This is a genomic window from Agrobacterium sp. CFBP2214 (assembly GCF_030209895.1).
Taxonomy (GTDB): Bacteria; Pseudomonadota; Alphaproteobacteria; order Rhizobiales; family Rhizobiaceae; genus Agrobacterium; species Agrobacterium radiobacter.
In genome coordinates this window covers 1,026,783-1,043,335 of the sequence record NZ_JARVRC010000001.1, presented here as the reverse complement: position 1 = coordinate 1,043,335, position 16,553 = coordinate 1,026,783, and the positions used below count along the sequence as shown (strand labels likewise).

At 59.4% G+C, this 16,553-nt stretch carries 16 protein-coding genes; 10 read left to right on the top strand and 6 right to left on the bottom strand.

The window, feature by feature from the left end:
- Positions 1–6: 6 nt before the first annotated feature.
- The 4 genes from QRN60_RS05180 to QRN60_RS05165 all read left to right on the top strand — a co-directional run bounded on the left by QRN60_RS05180 (position 7) and on the right by QRN60_RS05165 (position 3,153).
- Positions 7–1,365: an esterase-like activity of phytase family protein gene (locus tag QRN60_RS05180; protein WP_111780894.1), complete on the top strand. Its 1,359-nt coding sequence runs from the start codon at positions 7–9 to the stop codon at positions 1,363–1,365.
- A 138-nt stretch (positions 1,366–1,503) separates the two neighbouring features.
- Positions 1,504–1,851: a YunG family protein gene (locus tag QRN60_RS05175; protein ID WP_129564842.1), complete on the top strand. Its 348-nt coding sequence runs from the start codon at positions 1,504–1,506 to the stop codon at positions 1,849–1,851.
- Positions 1,852–2,022: 171 nt separating this feature from the next.
- Positions 2,023–2,370 (top strand): hypothetical protein, encoded by a 348-nt coding sequence (locus tag QRN60_RS05170; protein WP_003502168.1) that lies wholly within the window; start codon positions 2,023–2,025, stop codon positions 2,368–2,370.
- A gap of 150 nt (positions 2,371–2,520) precedes the next feature.
- Positions 2,521–3,153 (top strand): DapH/DapD/GlmU-related protein, encoded by a 633-nt coding sequence (locus QRN60_RS05165; protein ID WP_111792507.1) that lies wholly within the window; start codon positions 2,521–2,523, stop codon positions 3,151–3,153.
- Between the two features lie 31 nt (positions 3,154–3,184).
- Here QRN60_RS05165 and ppx read toward each other — a convergent pair whose 3' ends face one another.
- The 4 genes from ppx to QRN60_RS05145 are packed head-to-tail and all read right to left on the bottom strand — an operon-like array spanning position 3,185 to position 8,893.
- Positions 3,185–4,708 carry an exopolyphosphatase gene (gene ppx / locus QRN60_RS05160; protein WP_111780896.1) on the bottom strand — a complete coding sequence of 508 codons (1,524 nt, stop codon included), beginning with the start codon at positions 4,706–4,708 and terminating at the stop codon, positions 3,185–3,187.
- Positions 4,705–7,008 carry an RNA degradosome polyphosphate kinase gene (locus QRN60_RS05155; protein ID WP_404977916.1) on the bottom strand — a complete coding sequence of 768 codons (2,304 nt, stop codon included), beginning with the start codon at positions 7,006–7,008 and terminating at the stop codon, positions 4,705–4,707. The genes ppx and QRN60_RS05155 overlap by 4 nt, the downstream gene beginning before the upstream one ends.
- Positions 7,005–7,733: a DnaA regulatory inactivator HdaA gene (gene hdaA, locus QRN60_RS05150; RefSeq protein ID WP_129564844.1), complete on the bottom strand. Its 729-nt coding sequence runs from the start codon at positions 7,731–7,733 to the stop codon at positions 7,005–7,007. Before hdaA ends, QRN60_RS05155 begins: the two co-directional genes overlap by 4 nt.
- 2 nt (positions 7,734–7,735) lie before the next feature.
- The gene (locus tag QRN60_RS05145) at positions 7,736–8,893 is read right to left on the bottom strand and encodes an AI-2E family transporter (protein ID WP_035212361.1); all 1,158 of its coding nucleotides are present in this window, start codon (positions 8,891–8,893) and stop codon (positions 7,736–7,738) included.
- A gap of 242 nt (positions 8,894–9,135) precedes the next feature.
- Here QRN60_RS05145 and QRN60_RS05140 point away from each other — a divergent pair, with 242 nt between their 5' ends.
- The 6 genes from QRN60_RS05140 (at position 9,136) to QRN60_RS05115 (ending at position 13,614) form a co-directional block, all read left to right on the top strand.
- The gene (locus tag QRN60_RS05140) at positions 9,136–9,930 is read left to right on the top strand and encodes a class I SAM-dependent DNA methyltransferase (protein ID WP_112977988.1); all 795 of its coding nucleotides are present in this window, start codon (positions 9,136–9,138) and stop codon (positions 9,928–9,930) included.
- A 123-nt stretch (positions 9,931–10,053) separates the two neighbouring features.
- On the top strand, positions 10,054–11,127 hold the full coding sequence (purM, locus tag QRN60_RS05135; protein WP_129564845.1) for a phosphoribosylformylglycinamidine cyclo-ligase: 1,074 nt from the start codon (positions 10,054–10,056) through the stop codon (positions 11,125–11,127).
- The gene (gene purN, locus QRN60_RS05130; RefSeq protein WP_003502154.1) at positions 11,124–11,798 is read left to right on the top strand and encodes a phosphoribosylglycinamide formyltransferase; all 675 of its coding nucleotides are present in this window, start codon (positions 11,124–11,126) and stop codon (positions 11,796–11,798) included. The genes purM and purN overlap by 4 nt, the downstream gene beginning before the upstream one ends.
- Before the next feature lie 131 nt (positions 11,799–11,929).
- Complete coding sequence (locus QRN60_RS05125; RefSeq protein WP_003502145.1) at positions 11,930–12,865, top strand: omptin family outer membrane protease; 936 nt, start codon at positions 11,930–11,932, stop codon at positions 12,863–12,865.
- 111 nt (positions 12,866–12,976) lie between these two features.
- Positions 12,977–13,216, top strand: a complete 240-nt coding sequence (locus QRN60_RS05120) for a type II toxin-antitoxin system Phd/YefM family antitoxin (protein ID WP_165000581.1) — start codon at positions 12,977–12,979, stop codon at positions 13,214–13,216.
- Positions 13,216–13,614: a type II toxin-antitoxin system VapC family toxin gene (locus QRN60_RS05115; RefSeq protein WP_111792512.1), complete on the top strand. Its 399-nt coding sequence runs from the start codon at positions 13,216–13,218 to the stop codon at positions 13,612–13,614. Before QRN60_RS05120 ends, QRN60_RS05115 begins: the two co-directional genes overlap by 1 nt.
- A gap of 7 nt (positions 13,615–13,621) precedes the next feature.
- On the opposite strand, the gene QRN60_RS05110 is transcribed toward QRN60_RS05115, so the two are convergent.
- Together QRN60_RS05110 and QRN60_RS05105 are read right to left on the bottom strand one after the other, a co-directional pair.
- The gene (locus QRN60_RS05110; protein WP_060724048.1) at positions 13,622–14,239 is read right to left on the bottom strand and encodes an NUDIX domain-containing protein; all 618 of its coding nucleotides are present in this window, start codon (positions 14,237–14,239) and stop codon (positions 13,622–13,624) included.
- 55 nt (positions 14,240–14,294) lie between these two features.
- Positions 14,295–16,517, bottom strand: a complete 2,223-nt coding sequence (locus QRN60_RS05105) for a molybdopterin-containing oxidoreductase family protein (protein WP_003502137.1) — start codon at positions 16,515–16,517, stop codon at positions 14,295–14,297.
- Positions 16,518–16,553 lie beyond the last annotated feature (36 nt).

Here is a 16,553-nt window from a genome sequence, read left to right as displayed (position 1 = left end):
TCCATCATGAAGCACATTCTTTTTGCATCCTGCGCCATTCTTGCGCTCGCCTCCGCGTCGCATGCGGCGGAACAGGAATTTCCGGCAAAGCTGGTCTCCCACGCCATCCTGCAGGCCAATACCATCATCGCAGCACCTGCTGACGCGCCTGAACATCTCAAGACCTCCGCCAAGTTCACGACCGCTGATCGCAAGCGCGCCGAAGGTCTCGGCACCGTGCCCGGCAAGGATGGCGTGCGCCTGACCGACCTTTCCATGCCGTTCAACGGCCAGCCGATGCAGGGTTTTTCCGGCATCAAGGCCATGCCCGACGGCAGCTTCTGGAGCCTTTCCGACAATGGCTTTGGCTCCAAGCTCAATTCCAGCGACGCCATGCTGATGCTTCACCATCTGAAGTTCGACTGGGACGCCGGCAAGGTCAACGCGCTTGAAACCGTGTTCCTCTCCGATCCCGACATGAAGGCGCCTTTCCCCATCGTTCTCGAAGGTTCGAGCAAGCGTTACCTGACGGGCGCCGATTTCGACGTCGAATCCATTCAGCCCGTTGCCGATGGTTTCTGGGTCGGCGAGGAATTCGGTCCTTACATCCTGAAATTCACCCGTGACGGCAAGCTGACCGACGTGATCTCCACCAAGGCCGGCGACATCGAGGTGAAGTCTCCCGATCACCCCACTCTCGCCCTGCCCGGCAACCCCACGCAGAAGATGGCGGCCTTCAACCTGAAGCGCTCGGGCGGTTATGAAGGCATGGCGCTCTCCAAGGACGGCTCCAAGCTCTACGGCCTGCTGGAAGGCCCGCTTTACATGGCTGACGGCCAGGTGGAGAAGACCGAAGACGGCGCGACCGCACTGCGCATCATCGAGCTCGATACCGCCAAGAAGGAATGGACCGGCCGCACGTGGCTCTATCCGCTGGCGCAGGGCGGCGAAGCCATCGGTGACTTCAACATGCTGGATGACAGCACCGCGCTGGTCATCGAGCGTGACAATGGCGCCGGCACCGCCGACAAGGCCTGCGCCGACCCGAAGAAGCCGGAAGCAAACTGCTTTGCCGTGCCTTCCAAGGTGAAGCGCATCTACAAGATCGAATTCAATGACGCCAATGTCGGCAAGGCCGCGCGCAAGATCGGTTATATCGATCTTCTGAAAATCTCCGACCCGGACAACAAGAAGCGTCAGGGTGGCGGCAATGGCTATTACGACATGCCTTTCGTCACTATCGAGAATGTCGATCGCGTCGATGCCACGCATATCATCGTCGGCAACGACAACAACCTGCCCTTCTCGGCCGGCCGTGCTCTGGACAAGGCTGACGACAACGAGTTCGTCCTGCTTGAGGTCAAGGACCTGCTCGACGCGAAGTAAGACCACGGCCGCTGCCAATCGCCCTGGCAGCTGCAAATGATCCGGACGGAGCGCCCGGTAGACCAGATGGTCTGCATGGCGCTCCGTTCCGATTCTCGTATTCCAACCGAAACATGCTTGCGGAAAAGAAGACGTTTGATGCAGGACCATGCAGAGAGACTTTATTACGCCCTGAAGAAAAGCTGGTCGGGTGAGACCAGCAGCCTCTGGTCACGCGAAAACCCCGCCAGAGGACAAGGCATCGTCACCGCGCTGGTGGTGCAGGATATTTTCGGCGGCGAGCTTGCCAAAACCGCCGTCAGCGGCGCCGACCATTTTTACAATATCCTTGAAGGCACCCGCTGGGATTTCACCTTCAGCCAGTTCGATATTCCTGTCGGTTACCAGGACAGACTTGCCAGCCGCACGGAAGCCATGGCGACGATAACGCCCCTGCAATATGCCTATCTCAGCGCCTGCATCCGGAAAGCACTGGGGCACGGCTGAGCCGTTTGCAAAGCAGTGCCAGCCCATTGCCGTTTCGCCCGCGAACCCGGTATGTGGTCAATCATTGCGCCATGCTTCAGCACCATCATTTCAATCTTTCCCGTAAAGCGGACACAATCCATGCGATAATATCGCTCAGCGAAATGGTTGCACCGACAGGAGAGACATTCGATGAGCGAGAGTTGCCCGGTTCTGACACCGGCGGAGCGGCAGGTTCAGGACATATTGCAGCGCAAGGAAGCGGCAATGATGGCCACCATTCACGCAGCGCTTGAGCGCGCCAGCAAAGAGGTCGCCGAGGCATTCCAGGCTGTCGATTCAGACATGCAGCCACCGCCCAGCGATTATTTTGTCGCTGTCGCTCATCAGCAGCTCTTCCTGCTGTTATGCGGCGCCGATCCGGAAACATTCGAGGGCGGAGACCCTGAAATCGCTGGTCACATCATTCGAAACGCTCAAAACATCACCGAACACTACTGGAAGAAACGAGATCCCGCCGCCAATATCTCCAATGAGTGACATACGCCCGTAAAAACAGGATTTCGCTCTCCCACGCAAACCACATGATGCGCATTTACGAGTGAGCAGCTGGCTTTATTGAACCGCTTTGGCCGTCGTCACAGGCCTTTCATCATCCCCGGTTAAGCAGGCGCAAATCCGGAGGCTGGAATGGATTCGACCACACAGATCAAGCGCCCGAAAATCGCGGAAACCGTCATCCATGCGACGGCAAGCATAAGGGATTCGGACGTCGGCGAGTGCTGCGAAATTCTGGCGGATACCTCCCTGCACAATGTCGAACTCGGGAATTACTCCTATCTTGGACCCCGCTGCATGGTGGGTGACGCAATAATCGGAAAGTTCTGCGCCATCGCTGCAGAGGTCAGGATAGGCGCGCCGAACCATCCGATGGATCGGCCATCCATGCATCGTTTCAGTTATTGCCCGGAATATTATTCTGCCGATGCCGTGCGCGATGACACCTTTTTCGACCAGCGCAAGCAGGATCGCGCCATTATCGGCCACGATGTCTGGATTGGTCACGGGGTTATCGTCCTGCCAGGCGTAACGGTCGGGGACGGGGCAGTGCTCGCCGCCGGCGCCGTCGTCACCAAGGATGTGCCGCCCTACACCATTGTCGGCGGTGTGCCCGCGAAAATCATCCGCGAGCGGTTTTCGCGATCCATCGCGGAAAAGCTTACGTCCATCGCCTGGTGGGACTGGCCATTCGAAACGATCATGGCGCGGCTTTCCGACTTTCAGTCGAACGATATCGAAGCCTTTTGCGAGCGCTGGTCCTAGCCTGCGCCGCAAAACAGATCGTTCCCGTTCTTTACTCGAACACGAATGCCAGCCGCTTGCCGGTCAGCTTCGCCAGCTGCTGCAAACGCCCGTCCAGCCGCTCGCCGGCGAAATCGCAATAATCGTGCGGCACCACGAATTCGAGATCAAGATCCGGATTGTCGGACTTGCGGAATTTCAGGTGGTCAACGACACCGGGCATCGAGGCCGAGAAAAGATAAACCACGCGCAGCAGGCCGCCGAGCAACTTGCCAAGTTCCTGCAACCGGTCGCCTGCCATTGCCGCGAGCGGCTCGGTGGTGCCGTTGTCGTTCAGACCCTCGAAGCGATAATAATTGGCGAGCGCAATATAGGCGCGGCCGGGATGGGTGATCGCCACGAAGGAGGAATGGGCGATGATGTTGAGCGCCTGCAGGCCACGATAATCCGGATGGGCACGCCAGCTGATATCGGCGAGAAGGCAGGCCGCCTGTCGGTAACGGCTTTCCTCTTCCGTCTCGTCGACGCCGAAAACCGGAAAGGTGCGGCCGCTCCAATCCGCCAGTTCGCGCGCATGTTCCGGCGAGCGGGCGCGCAGAATGGCAAGCTCATCGGCCGCGACCAGCAACGGATCGGATTCGCGCTCGGCTTCCGTCAACAGCGAATAGAGATAACCTTCGCGCACACCCTGCGCCGAGAAGGCGATCTTTGCCGGTTTCATCGCCTTCAGAACTTCGCGCATGGCGATGGCGCCAAACGGCAGAAGCGAACGGCGGTTCTTGGAAACCGCCTGCCAGGCCGGGTCCTTGCTGTCCCGGGAGACGATGACCTCCTCGAGAAAATTCAGCATTTCCTCGAGCGGCAATTCATAACCCTGCATCATGTGCAGCGGATAGCCTGATATTTCCATGTGCAGCTTGGCAATGTTTCGCCAGGTGCCGCCGACTGCATAGAAGGTGCGCCCCTCGCCCGCCGCCAATAGCTTCGCAAAGGATTTGACATGTTTTCTGGCGATGGTCGTCGCCTTTTCCAGCGAACCATCCGACTGTTCCGACAGCCGCAAGCCACCGAGCGGCAGGGTGATGCCCTGGCCGCAGCTCTTGCCCTTGATGTCGATGAGTTCGAGCGAACCGCCACCGAGGTCACCCGCAATGCCGTCTGGATCATGGAAACCGCTGATCACGCCATAGGCGGAATAAAGCGCTTCCTTTTCGCCTGAGAGCACCTCGATCTCGCAGCCGAGAATGGTTTCGGCCTCACGGATGAAATCCGGGCCGTTTTCCGCTTCACGCGCCGCCGCCGTCGCCAGCACATAAAGCTTCTGCGCCTGCGCCTGCTCGGAAAGTACATGAAAACGCCTGAGCGCCATCAGCGCCCGGCTGACGCCTTCCTCATGCATGCGACCCGTCAGCGCCAGTCCCTTGCCAAGGCCGCACAGGACCTTTTCGTTGAACAGCACCGCGGGCGCGCGGGAAAGACCTTCATATACAACAAGACGAACGGAGTTCGAACCAATATCTATGACGGAAACGGGGGCAAGGCCGGTCAGCCGCCCCTGTGCTTCTGATCGAGTCATTCAGCCTGTTTCTTGCGGGACGAAATCAACCCGGCAATCAATTTGGGCGCACTGGATTTCAGGGCTTCACCACGTCCGGAAAGGCTGGGATTGGTCATGAAATAGTGCTGCGCGTTGAACGGTTCTTCGCCTTTACGCACCTCGATGCGCCTCGACGTTCCGTCCGCAAGTATCTCGTAGCTCTGCTGGTTGTCAATGAGATTGCCCAGCATAATCTGTGAAAGAACCTGCTCGTGCACCGTGGGATTGGTGAGCGGGACAAGCGTTTCCACGCGCCGATCAAGGTTGCGCGGCATCATGTCGGCCGAGCCGATATAGACCAGCGCCTTGTCCGACGGCAGGCCGAAACCATTGCCGAAGCAGAAGATGCGGCTGTGTTCGAGGAAGCGGCCGACGATGGATTTGACGCGAATATTATCCGACAGGCCGGGCACCTGCGGGCGCAGGCAGCAGATGCCGCGTACAACGAGATCGACCTCCACGCCCGCAGCACTTGCGCGGTAAAGGGAATCGATGATTTCAGGGTCGACCAGCGAATTCATCTTCATCCAGATCGCCGCCGGCGCACCGCGCTTGGCGTGCTCGATCTCTTCATTAATGTGCTTTACGATACGTGCGCGCAGCGTATAGGGCGAAATCGCCAGCTTCATGCCCTCTTCCGGCTCGCCGTAACCCGTGATGAAGTTGAAGATATTCGCCATGTCGTGGGCGATCTTCGGGTTGCAGGTGAAGAAGGACAGGTCGGTGTAAATCTTGGCCGTGATCGGGTGATAGTTGCCGGTGCCGAGGTGGCAATAGGTTCTGAGCTTGCCGTCCTCGCGACGCACCACCATCGACATCTTGGCATGGGTCTTGAGTTCGATGAAGCCGAACACGACCTGCACGCCGGCGCGCTCCAGGTCGCGCGCCCAGCGGATGTTCGCCTCTTCGTCGAAACGCGCCTTCAACTCCACCAGCGCGGTGACGGATTTACCGGCTTCCGCCGCATCGATCAGCGCGCGAACGATCGGGCTGTCATTGGAGGTGCGGTAAAGCGTCTGCTTGATGGCGAGCACTTCGGGATCGCGCGCGGCCTGCAGCAGGAACTGCACGACCACGTCGAAGCTTTCATAGGGGTGGTGAACCACCATGTCCTTTTCGCGGATGGCGGCAAGGCAATCGCCGGCATGTTCGCGCACGCGCTCGGGGAAACGGGCGTTATAAGGCTCGAATTTCAGGTCGTCGCGCGGCGCGCGGACGATTTCCGAAATGGTGTTGAGCGCGAGAAGGCCGGGCAGAACGGCGACGCGATTATCAGGCACGCCAAGCTCATGCACCACGAACTGGCGCAGCGACTGCGGCATTTCGCTGTCGGTCTCGATGCGGATCACCGAACCGCGGCGGCGGCGCTTCAGCGCGCTTTCAAAGAAACGGACCAGATCTTCCGCCTCTTCTTCCACCTCGATATCGCTGTCGCGGATGATGCGGAACGTGCCGAAACCTCTGACGGTATAGCCCGGGTAAAGCCGGTGAATGAACAGGCCGACCACATCTTCAAGCGTGATGTAGCGGATGGCGCTTTTCTCATCCGGCAAACGAACGAAGCGGTCGAGCGCGGTCGGAAGACGCAACAACGCCGTCATCGGCTCGCGGCCGTTGACACTGTCGAGCTGCAGGCCCATCGAGAAACCGAGGTTCGGAATGAAGGGGAATGGGTGCGCAGGGTCGATGGACAGCGGCGTCAGCACCGGGAAGATACGTTCTTCGAATTCCGTGCCCAGCCAGGTCCGATCCGCTTCGGAGAGTGCGGCAGGCCGGACGATGAAGATTTCTTCCTTGGCGAGATATTGCTGCAGAACGGCAAGCGAAGCCTGCTGCTCCATCTGCAGATTGTCGATTTCCTTCAGAATATCTTCGAGCTGCTCGGCCGGCGTCTTGCCGTCGGGCGTCTTGACGGTGATCTTCTGACGTACCTGGCCTTCAAGACCGGCGACGCGGACCATGAAGAATTCATCGAGATTGGCGGCCGAGATGGAAAGGAAACGCAGACGCTCCAGAAGCGGGTGATCCGTGTTCAGCGTTTCCTCGAGAACGCGGCGATTGAACTGGAGCCAGGAAAATTCGCGGTTGATGAAACGCGCCGGGCTGTCCCAAAGGCTCTCGCCCTCAGTCACCGGCTGAACCTTGTTGAAGTCGTCCTGCGCGATAGCGTCCATTCCCTGTTCCATCCCCTGACCTATTTCCGTCCCGTGATCCTGCTGCATCGCGCGATCGTCCTTCTTGCCCGTATAACAGTTTGACGACGGAACTGTGACAGTCAATCGACGTCCAGTCCGCTATCCGCTCTCGCATTGTCCATCGCATTGAGGACCTCAGCTACCAGCGGACGTGTAATTCTCGTTCCACGCGCAAGCGCCAGCCGGTCGATCCGGTCCACGATCGTCTGCGCCGTATCGAGCGAACGCTCCATTCTATTGACGATGTAACCTATGAGTTTGTCATCCATGTAAAGCTGCCGGTCGGCGAAGAGTTTCACCAGCACCTGCGCAAGCAGCCCTTCGTCCGGTTCACCGGTTTCCACCACCGTCACGGCTTTCAGGCGAGAGCGCAGGTCCGGCAGCGTCACCGGCCATGCCGCCGGCCATTGCCGGCTGGTCATCAAAAGCGTCGTGCCATGCTGGCGCACGCTGTTGATGACATGGAAGAGCTCGGTCTCGTCGAAACCGCGCCGGTCGGCATCTTCGAAAAGAACCGGTCCCGTTTCGGTCGCGCGCGCGGCATCCGCGCCGGCTTCGGGGTGAATGTCTCGCGCGTCGCTGATATTTTTCCAGATATTGGCGAGATGCGATTTTCCCGAGCCCGGCGGCCCGGCGAGCACGACGACGGGCGAGCGCCAGTTCGGCCACTCATCGATGAGGCTGACGGCAGCCGCAAGCGAGGCGGAGACGAGGAGATCGTCCCTGCCGGAAGCGGACTGGTGCGAGAATGCGAGCGGCAGCTGCTCGGCCTTCGACCGGGCATTGTCGGTTTTGATTTGGTCAGTCATCGTCAGCTCTGAGAGTCAACCTTGCCGGAGGATGTTTCCCCTTCTTCCGGGGCAGTATTTGTGTCCCAGGGAAGGTTGGCGGCATGCCCATGGTAAAGATCGCTTTCAAGATACCGCGACAAGGCGAAGCGGACAAGCACGCCGACCGCCGCCGCAGCCGGCACCGCCACGAGAAGCCCGACGAAACCGAAAAGCGCACCGAAAGCGAAGAGGGCGAACATCAGCCAGACCGGATGCAGGCCGACGCTTTTGCCGACAAGCTTCGGCTGCAGGATGTTGCCTTCGATGAACTGGCCGGAAAAGAACACGACGAGCGTCAGAAAGACATAAATATAGTCCGGCCAGAATTGCACGATGGCGACGCCGACGGCGAGGATGAGGCCGACCATGGATCCGATATAGGGAACGAAGCTGATGAGACCCGAAAAAAGGCCGATCAGCAGACCGAAATTCAAGCCCACCAGCGACAGGCCGACGGCGTAATAAACCCCGAGAATGATGCAGAGCGACCCCTGCCCGCGCACGAAACCGGCAATGGTCTTGTCCATGTCGCGGGCGATCTGGCGGACGGTATGGACATAGTCGCGCGGTATCCAGCTGTCGACCTTGTCGATCATCCGGTCCCAGTCGAGCAGGAGGTAGAAGGCGACGACGGGCGTGACGACCAGCAGCGACATGACATCGACCAGCGATTTGCCGGAGTTCCATATCTGCGTCAAAAGCGTGCCGATGAAGCCCGCGCCCTCCGTCAGGAGCTTTGAAAAGTTCTCCTTTACCGAGTTGATCTGGCTGCTCACCCAATCCGGCAGGAGGTTGGTATCCGCGCCGGCGATCAGCTGCTGCAGCGACGAAATATATTGCGGAATGCGCGTGATGAATTCCGAGGCCTGAGCGGCAATCAGCGGAATGATGATGATGAGCGACAGCGCGAAGATCAGCACGAAGGAGACGAGGATGACGACGGTCGCCATCAACCGGCTCAAACCGCGCCGCTCCAGCCAGTCGGCCACCGGATCGAGAAAATAGGCAAGCGCCATGCCCGCCACGAAAGGCAGGAGAATGGAGCTGAAGACCATCAGGAAAAGGATAAAGACGGCAAGCACGCCGATCCAGAAAAACACCTGCCGACGCAGGTTCATACCACTCACATGGGGTTGCATCCGTTTATCCTTTGTCGCCGTACCGTCACTGCCCATGATGGAGATAGGATGGGCATGTGCACATGGTCAAGACCGGCGCTTTGGCGCGACCGCAGAAGGAGACTGCCCGCACAGCGATAAAATCCCTCATTTCCGGTCAACCCCTCGCAACGGCAGGTTGACCGGCGGAAAATATTAGACAACTATCAAATATTGCCGGGCGGGCCAGCGTCGCCCCTTCACGCCCGGTGGCCGGAGGCACGATGCAAAGTACCAGTGAAAATGGCATCGCGGACTATAATGCCGGTCTCTTCGATAATCCCGAAGTTGCCGAATGGTACGACAATCAGCAGCTTTACCCCGCTGAACGCATCATTCTCGATCAGTTCCGCCATGCCTATGCGGGCAAGCGGCTGCTGGATCTCGGCGTCGGCACCGGCCGAACGACGAAGCCGCTTCTGCCGCTGGTGGGTGAATATATCGGTATCGACCGCTCGCAGCCCATGCTTGCGCTTGCGCGGCGCAATTTTCCCGCTGCCACGTTTCTGGACATGGATGTGCGGGCGATCGACCAATTCGGCGCGGGGCGTTTCGATTGCGTGCTCGGCGCGCTCGCCATCTTAAGCGCCTTCGGCCATGAGGACCGGCTTGCCATCATCAATGCCGTCCGAAGCATTCTGTCACCGGGCGGTTACTTCATCTTTTCGTTTCATAATCGGCAATGGAAGCGGGCTGGCGGCATGCCGCTGCATCGGCGTTCCTGGCACCCGCGCGAGGTGGTGAATTCGCTGCATCCGCAAAGCTGGATCAACTATCTGCGCCTGCAGCCTCAGACAAGGCGGACGCCGGAATATGCAATTCTCGCGGATCAGGCGCACCGCTGGAGCGGCCTGTTTTATTTCATCGACCTTGCCGCCCAGACCCGGCAACTGGAAGCGGCAGGCTTTGAGATCGTCGCGCGTTATGGCGAAAACGGTCGGCCGATAGAGGAAAATTCCGATACCTCCAATGACGGCCTGCTCAATCTCGTCTGTCGCGCCGCTCCGCAGCCATCGTGAGCACTCAATCCGGCAAGCCCCGCCAAAGCCGTTAAAAACCGGAGCTTTTGCCACTCAAACCCTTGCATCAGGCCCCGTCCCGTGCGAATGGCGACGCCAAAGGAACCAGCGGAGACGAGAGCCATGAGCCAGTCGGGCAAGAACGGTCTTACCTATAGTGATGCAGGTGTGGATATCGACGCCGGCAACCTGATGGTCGAAAAGATCAAACCGGCGGTGCGTTCGACGCGGCGTCCCGGCGCGGATGGCGAAATCGGCGGCTTCGGCGGCCTGTTCGATCTGAAGGCCGCAGGCTTCACCGATCCGGTTCTGGTGGCCGCCAATGACGGCGTCGGCACCAAGCTGAAGATCGCCATCGACGCTGACTACCACGACACCGTCGGCATTGATCTCGTCGCCATGTGCGTCAACGATCTCGTTGTCCAAGGCGCAGAACCGCTGTTCTTCCTCGATTATTTCGCAACCGGCAAGCTGGACCCGGATCAGGGCGCCGCCATCGTTTCCGGCATTGCCGCCGGTTGCCGCGAATCCGGCTGCGCGCTGATCGGCGGAGAAACCGCTGAAATGCCCGGCATGTATTCCGATGGCGACTACGATCTCGCGGGTTTTGCCGTAGGTGCTGCCGAACGCGGACAGCTTCTGCCCGCTGGCGATATTTCCGAAGGCGACGTCATTCTCGGGCTCTCTTCCTCCGGTGTTCATTCGAACGGCTTTTCGCTGGTACGCAAGATCGTATCGGTTTCCGGTCTTGGCTGGGACGCCCCTGCCCCCTTCGCGGATGGCAAGAAGCTTGGCGAAGCGCTGCTGACGCCGACCCGCATCTATGTGAAGCCGCTTTTGAAGGCGATCCGCGAGACCGGCGCACTGAAGGCGCTGGCACACATCACCGGCGGTGGTTTCCCCGAAAACATTCCGCGCGTTCTGCCCAAGCATCTCGCCGCCGAGATTGATCTCAACGCGATCAAGGTTCCGGCCGTCTTCTCGTGGCTCGCAAAAACCGGCGGCGTCGAGCCGAAGGAAATGCTGCGCACCTTCAATTGCGGCGTCGGCATGATTGTGGTCGTTTCGGCTGAAAATGCCGAGAAGGTCACCGACGCCCTGACGGCGGAAGGTGAAACCGTTTTCCCGCTCGGCCGCATGGTCGCCCGTGAAGAAGGTGCACACGGTACGATCTACAAGGGCACTCTCGGCCTATGATGAGCGCCGCCTTCTCGTCCGGCCGCAAACGCGTCGTCGTTTTCATTTCCGGCAGCGGCTCCAACATGGTGTCGCTGGCCAAGGCCTGCCAGGCGGTGGATTTTCCGGCGGAAATCGTCTGCGTGATTTCGGACAAGGCATCTGCGGGCGGGCTGGAAAAGGCACGGGATCTCGGTATTCCGACGCTGGTCTTCGAACGCAAGACTTATCCCAGCAAGGCGGAGCATGAGGGCGCCATACTGGCCGCACTTGGCGAGATTGCGCCTGATATCATCTGCCTTGCCGGTTACATGCGACTGATATCGGGGGATTTCATTGCCCCCTATGAAGGCCGCATCATCAATATCCACCCTTCCCTTCTGCCGCTTTTCCCCGGCCTGCACACCCATCAGCGCGCCATCGACAGCGGCATGAAGATTTCCGGCTGCACCGTGCATTTCGTCACCGAAGGCATGGATGAAGGCCCGACCATCGCGCAGGGTGCGGTACCGGTTGTTTTCGGCGATACGGCCGACACCCTCGCGGCACGGATCCTGACCGTAGAGCACCAGCTCTATCCGCTGACCCTGAAGCAGCTTGCCGAAGGCAAGGTGCGAATGGAAGACGGCAAGGCGGTCTTCACCGGCAGTGAAAGTAGAACTGAGTATTCCAACCTCATTTCCGCCTCCTGATAGAGTTATTCCTAAAGTACAAAAATACCTGAATTGGTATTTTTGCAAAAATAAACCGATCATTTACCATAATCACCTTTAATGCTCGCAGCGGCCCTTATTTCGGGTCCTCCGGTCATTCAGGAGCGATTATGCCATTTTCGAGATTTTCCCTGCCGCTTTCGGTTGTTCTGCTGGCGGGCGCCAGCCTGCCTGTCGCGGCTGAGCAAAGTGGCATTACAGCCTCAGTTGATGCCGGTGTTCTCAATCTTCGAGCAACGGAAACCGTCCATATCGGTGGCCGCAAGCTGAGCGAACTCGAATGGGAAACCAAAAACGCCGTGGCATTGCGCGGCTCGCTCGGGCTTGAACTTGCGCCCGGCTGGCGCGTCAAGGCGGAAGGCCGCGTCGGCTTTGAAGGCGATGGCTACATGACCGACTATGACTGGGTCTGGCCTTTTTCCAGAGACAGCTCCAAGGACAATTGGAGCCACCGTTCTCAGCATGACGACACGCGGCTCGACCATTATTTTTCGGGAAACCTCGAACTCAATCGCATGTTGCTGGACGATCCGCAGCAATATCTCAGCGCCGGCGTCGGCTTTCGTTATACGGATGTGCAATGGTCGGCCTATGGCGGCAACGCCGTTTACAGCGTTTTCTCCCCCCGTGATCTCTCGGGCAAATTCAAGGATGGCCTCAAGGGAATCACCTATCGCCAGCAAATCCCTGTCTTCTACGGCAACCTGACGGGCGGCCAGAGGTTCGGCAACTGGTCGCTCAACGTTGGCCTCGAAGGTGGCGCCATGGTCTACGGCAAGGCGACGGACGATCACTGGCTGCGCGATATGCGCTTCACCGACAAATTCGACGTTGCCGGTATGTTCGGGGTGAAAGCGGGCGTCGCCTATGACCTGACCGAGAATGCCTCGATCTATCTCGACGGCGCGTATGACTATACCAGCCTCGGACGCGGAGACACCCACTATAGCGGTGCGGGCGCAGGCAACCTGTCATCGGAAAAGAATGCCGGCGGCGGTGACTTGCAGTCGATTTTCGTGGGGATGGGCGTCAAAGGGCGCTTCTGATTTCGAGGGCGACAGTCGAAAAGAGATCGATCCGACGCACTTGGCCAACCACTTGACCAACTTCCGTGGCGCTCTTAATATGATCGGGATATGAGCGAGGCCATGGCTGCCATGACGATTACGATCAAAGTCGGTGAAGCCAAAACACACCTTTCGGAGCTTCTGGCCAAGGTCGAGGCGGGAGAAGAGGTCGTTATTGCGCGTGGAAATGAGCCTGTGGCGCGCCTCGTCAAGGCGATAGACAACCAATCCCGCCAAAGGCTCATCGCCGCGATACGCGCAGAGCGGTCGCAAAGAACCAAGACGACGGCAGATGAAATCAGAACGTGGAAAGAGGAAGGCCGCGGGTAATGGCCATCGTTGTGGACGCCTCGGTTGTAGCGGCGTGGTTCCTGCCTGACGAGGACGGCGCAGTTGCCGAAGAGGCTCTTGCGCGGCTGGAAACACAGGACGCTTTCGCACCCGATCTTCTGTCGCACGAGCTGCGCAACATACTACTTTCGGCCGAACGCCGAAAGCGTATTTCAGCGGATGACATCTTTGCAATTCTAATGCGTTTTGCCAGCCTGCCGATTACGCTTTCATCAAGCGCCGATCATGTGTCGATCATTCGCCTGGCGCAAAAACACGCCCTTTCCGCTTATGACGCCGCCTATCTGTCGCTCGCGATTTCGCGCAACGCGCCTCTGGCAACACAAAACAGGAAGCTCGCGGCTGCCGCAAAGCTGGAAAACGTCGAGTTCGTTTAGGATTTGGTCAAAGCCGGGCGCGGTTCAACATCGCCCATTGCAGGAGAATGATCGTCTTGGAATCGGTGATTTCACCCGATGCGATCATCGCGAAGGCCTCGTCCAGTCCGTAGGTCAGAACCTCCAGATCCTCGCCTTCGTCCTCCAGCCCGCCGCCGCTGCCGGCCTGCACGTCGAGATCGATACGGGCAACGAAGAGGCTGACCTTTTCCGTCAGCGTGCCGGGGCTGGCATACATATCGAAGAGGTAATCGACCTTTTCGACCGCGTAGCCGGATTCTTCCATTGCCTCACGGCGGATGGCATGCGCCGCATCGTCATCATCGAGGAGCCCTGCCGGCACTTCGATCATGAAGCTTGGATCGCCGTTCACGAAGGCGGCGGGGCGAAACTGGCGAACCAGCACCACGCTGTCGCGCTTCGGGTCGTAAAGGAGAATGGCGGCCGCGCTGCCGTGGTCGTGGACTTCCCGGACAATGCGGATCGTTTTACCATCAGGCATGCGCTGGTCGAAAACGAGCTTCTGCATATGCACGAAGCCCTTCCACACCGTTTCCTTTTCCACCAGCCGGATTCTGCCCGCGTCCGTGTCGGCCGGAACGTTTTTCGCCTGCGTCTGTGTCACCGGATATGTCCTTGCCTGTCGTGGGATTTCAGCCTGCCCGTGTTGCGGCGCGATATCAAGCCTCGCGGCTCTCATCTTCGCGGCGGAGCCACACCTTGTTGTCGTGGAATGCCGCGCCGCCATAAGGCGCAACGGCATCGGCGCCGGTCAGCACATTGATGCCCTCGCCATCCAGATGCGCCTTGTTGGGCCACAGCCCTTCGGCAATCAGCACACCCGGTCTTGCTCCCTCCACGATTTTCGCGTGGAGCCGCACTTCACCGCGGCCATTGCCGATGCGGACGACGTCGCCATCGGCGATACCGCTGGTGGCGGCATCCTCGGGACAGATCATCAATTCCGGGCGGCCTTCCTTCTGCACGGAGGTCTTCGTTTCCGCGAAGGTGGAGTTCAGGAAATTCCGCGCCGGCGATGTCGCCAGCCGGAACGGATGATCGCCATCCACGGTTTCGATGACGTCGACCTGATCCGGGAATTTCGGAAATTGCGAGACCGGCCCCATGACGCCGATGTTTTTCGGCGGCTTGTTCGGAGATGGCCCGGTCGCCCATTCGGGGCTAAAACGGAATTTGCCGTCACCGTAACCGAAACCTTCGAGATAGTGCGCCACCTCGAAGGAGGGCTGCGCATCGATCCATTTTTCTTCCGCCAGCGTGTCGAAATCGCCCCAGCCGCTGACTTTGAGCATACGGTCGACATGATCACGGGCCGAAAGGCCAAAGCCCGGCATATGGTCGACATCGAGACGTTTCGCCAGTTCTTCGATGACAAAGAGATTGGTGCGCACCGTTTCGGGCGGCTCCACCAGTTTCGGACCAAGCAGAATGTGGTTCTGGCCGCCGGCGCGGTAGATGTCGTCATGTTCAAGGAACATCGTGGCAGGCAGCACGATATCGGCCACCTCAGCCGTTTCGGTCATGAATTGCTCATGCACGGCGACGAAGAGATCGTCGCGCAGGAAACCCTGTTTCACCAGCCGCTGTTCGGGCGCGACATTGACGGGATTGGTGTTCTGGATCAGCAGCGCCATCACCGGGCCGCCGTGGCGCAGCGCTTCCGCGTCCCCCGTCAGCACGCGGCCGATCTGCGACTGGTCGAGCTGGCGCACCTCGGGGTCGGCATAAGAACTGCCCATCAGCTCCGACTTGTTGAGCCGGAAGATATCGCCATTATTGTGGAAAGCGCCGCCGCCCTCATATTGCCAGGAGCCGAGGACGGTGGCGATGGAAAGGGCCGCATGCATGGCGACAGCGCCGTTGCGCTGGCGGGCAAAACCATATCCAAGCCGGAAGAAGGTCTTTTTCGTGGTGCCGACCAGCCGGGCGAAATCCTCGATCTCGTCGACGGAAAGACCGGTGATTTCCGATGCCCATTGCGGCGTCTTCGCCTTCAGATGCGCCTCAAGCCCGGCCGGATCATCGGCGAAACGCGCCATATAATCACGATCGGCGTAACCGTCGCGGAAGGCGATGTGCATCACGGCGCAGGCGAGCGCCGCGTCCGTGCCGGGGCGGACAACGAGGCGCATATCCGCCTGTTTCATGGTCGGATTGTCGTAGATATCGACCACGACGATCTTCGCGCCGCGCTCCTTGCGGGCTTTCACCGCATGGGTCATGACATTAACCTGCGTGGCGACCGCGTTGGTGCCCCAGATGACGACGACATCGGCCTTGGCGATTTCGCGTGGATCGGGGCCACGCAGTGCGCCCGTGCCCATCACGTAGCCGGTCCAGGCCATGTTGGTGCAGATCGATCCGAAGAAGCCGGAATATTTCTTGGCGTGGCGCAGCCGCTCAATGGAATCGCGCTGCACCTGCCCCATGGTGCCGGCGTAGAAATAGGGCCAGATGGCTTCGGCACCATACCGCGCTTCAGCCTTGACGAAAGCGTCCGCCACCTCGTCCAGAGCCGCGTCCCAGGAAATTTCCTGCCAGTCGCCCGCGCCCTTCGCGCCCTTGCGGCGCTTCGGGGTCAGCAATCGGCCGGGATGATAGATGCGCTCGGAATAACGCGCCACCTTGGCGCAGATCACGCCGGCGGTGTAAGTATTGGCGTTGGCCCCGCGCACGCGGCCGATCCGGCCATCGGCATTGATGTCGACCTCCAGCGCGCAGGCGCTCGGACAGTCATGCGGGCAGACCGTGTGTCCAATACGGACTTCGGGCTTCGGGGCGGCTTTTTCAGCGGAAATCGGGGTCGCAACGTTCATGTCTTTTGTATATTGCATCAACGATGCGGCAAAAAGGCCGAAGTGACGTCCATCAAGAATATTCATCCTGACCATTCACCCCGACAAGCCGCAAGCGAGACA

Bases quoted from the DNA above. Each gene is read 5' to 3' on its own strand.
- QRN60_RS05180 (WP_111780894.1), top strand. From the start codon at position 7: ATGAAGCACATTCTTTTTGCATCCTGCGCCATTCTTGCGCTCGCCTCC.
- QRN60_RS05175 (WP_129564842.1), top strand. From the start codon at position 1,504: ATGCAGGACCATGCAGAGAGACTTTATTACGCCCTGAAGAAAAGCTGG.
- QRN60_RS05170 (WP_003502168.1), top strand. From the start codon at position 2,023: ATGAGCGAGAGTTGCCCGGTTCTGACACCGGCGGAGCGGCAGGTTCAG.
- QRN60_RS05165 (WP_111792507.1), top strand. From the start codon at position 2,521: ATGGATTCGACCACACAGATCAAGCGCCCGAAAATCGCGGAAACCGTC.
- ppx (WP_111780896.1), bottom strand. From the start codon at position 4,708: ATGACTCGATCAGAAGCACAGGGGCGGCTGACCGGCCTTGCCCCCGTT.
- hdaA (WP_129564844.1), bottom strand. From the start codon at position 7,733: ATGACTGACCAAATCAAAACCGACAATGCCCGGTCGAAGGCCGAGCAG.
- QRN60_RS05145 (WP_035212361.1), bottom strand. From the start codon at position 8,893: ATGCAACCCCATGTGAGTGGTATGAACCTGCGTCGGCAGGTGTTTTTC.
- QRN60_RS05140 (WP_112977988.1), top strand. From the start codon at position 9,136: ATGCAAAGTACCAGTGAAAATGGCATCGCGGACTATAATGCCGGTCTC.
- purM (WP_129564845.1), top strand. From the start codon at position 10,054: ATGAGCCAGTCGGGCAAGAACGGTCTTACCTATAGTGATGCAGGTGTG.
- purN (WP_003502154.1), top strand. From the start codon at position 11,124: ATGATGAGCGCCGCCTTCTCGTCCGGCCGCAAACGCGTCGTCGTTTTC.
- QRN60_RS05125 (WP_003502145.1), top strand. From the start codon at position 11,930: ATGCCATTTTCGAGATTTTCCCTGCCGCTTTCGGTTGTTCTGCTGGCG.
- QRN60_RS05120 (WP_165000581.1), top strand. From the start codon at position 12,977: ATGACGATTACGATCAAAGTCGGTGAAGCCAAAACACACCTTTCGGAG.
- QRN60_RS05115 (WP_111792512.1), top strand. From the start codon at position 13,216: ATGGCCATCGTTGTGGACGCCTCGGTTGTAGCGGCGTGGTTCCTGCCT.
- QRN60_RS05105 (WP_003502137.1), bottom strand. From the start codon at position 16,517: ATGAATATTCTTGATGGACGTCACTTCGGCCTTTTTGCCGCATCGTTG.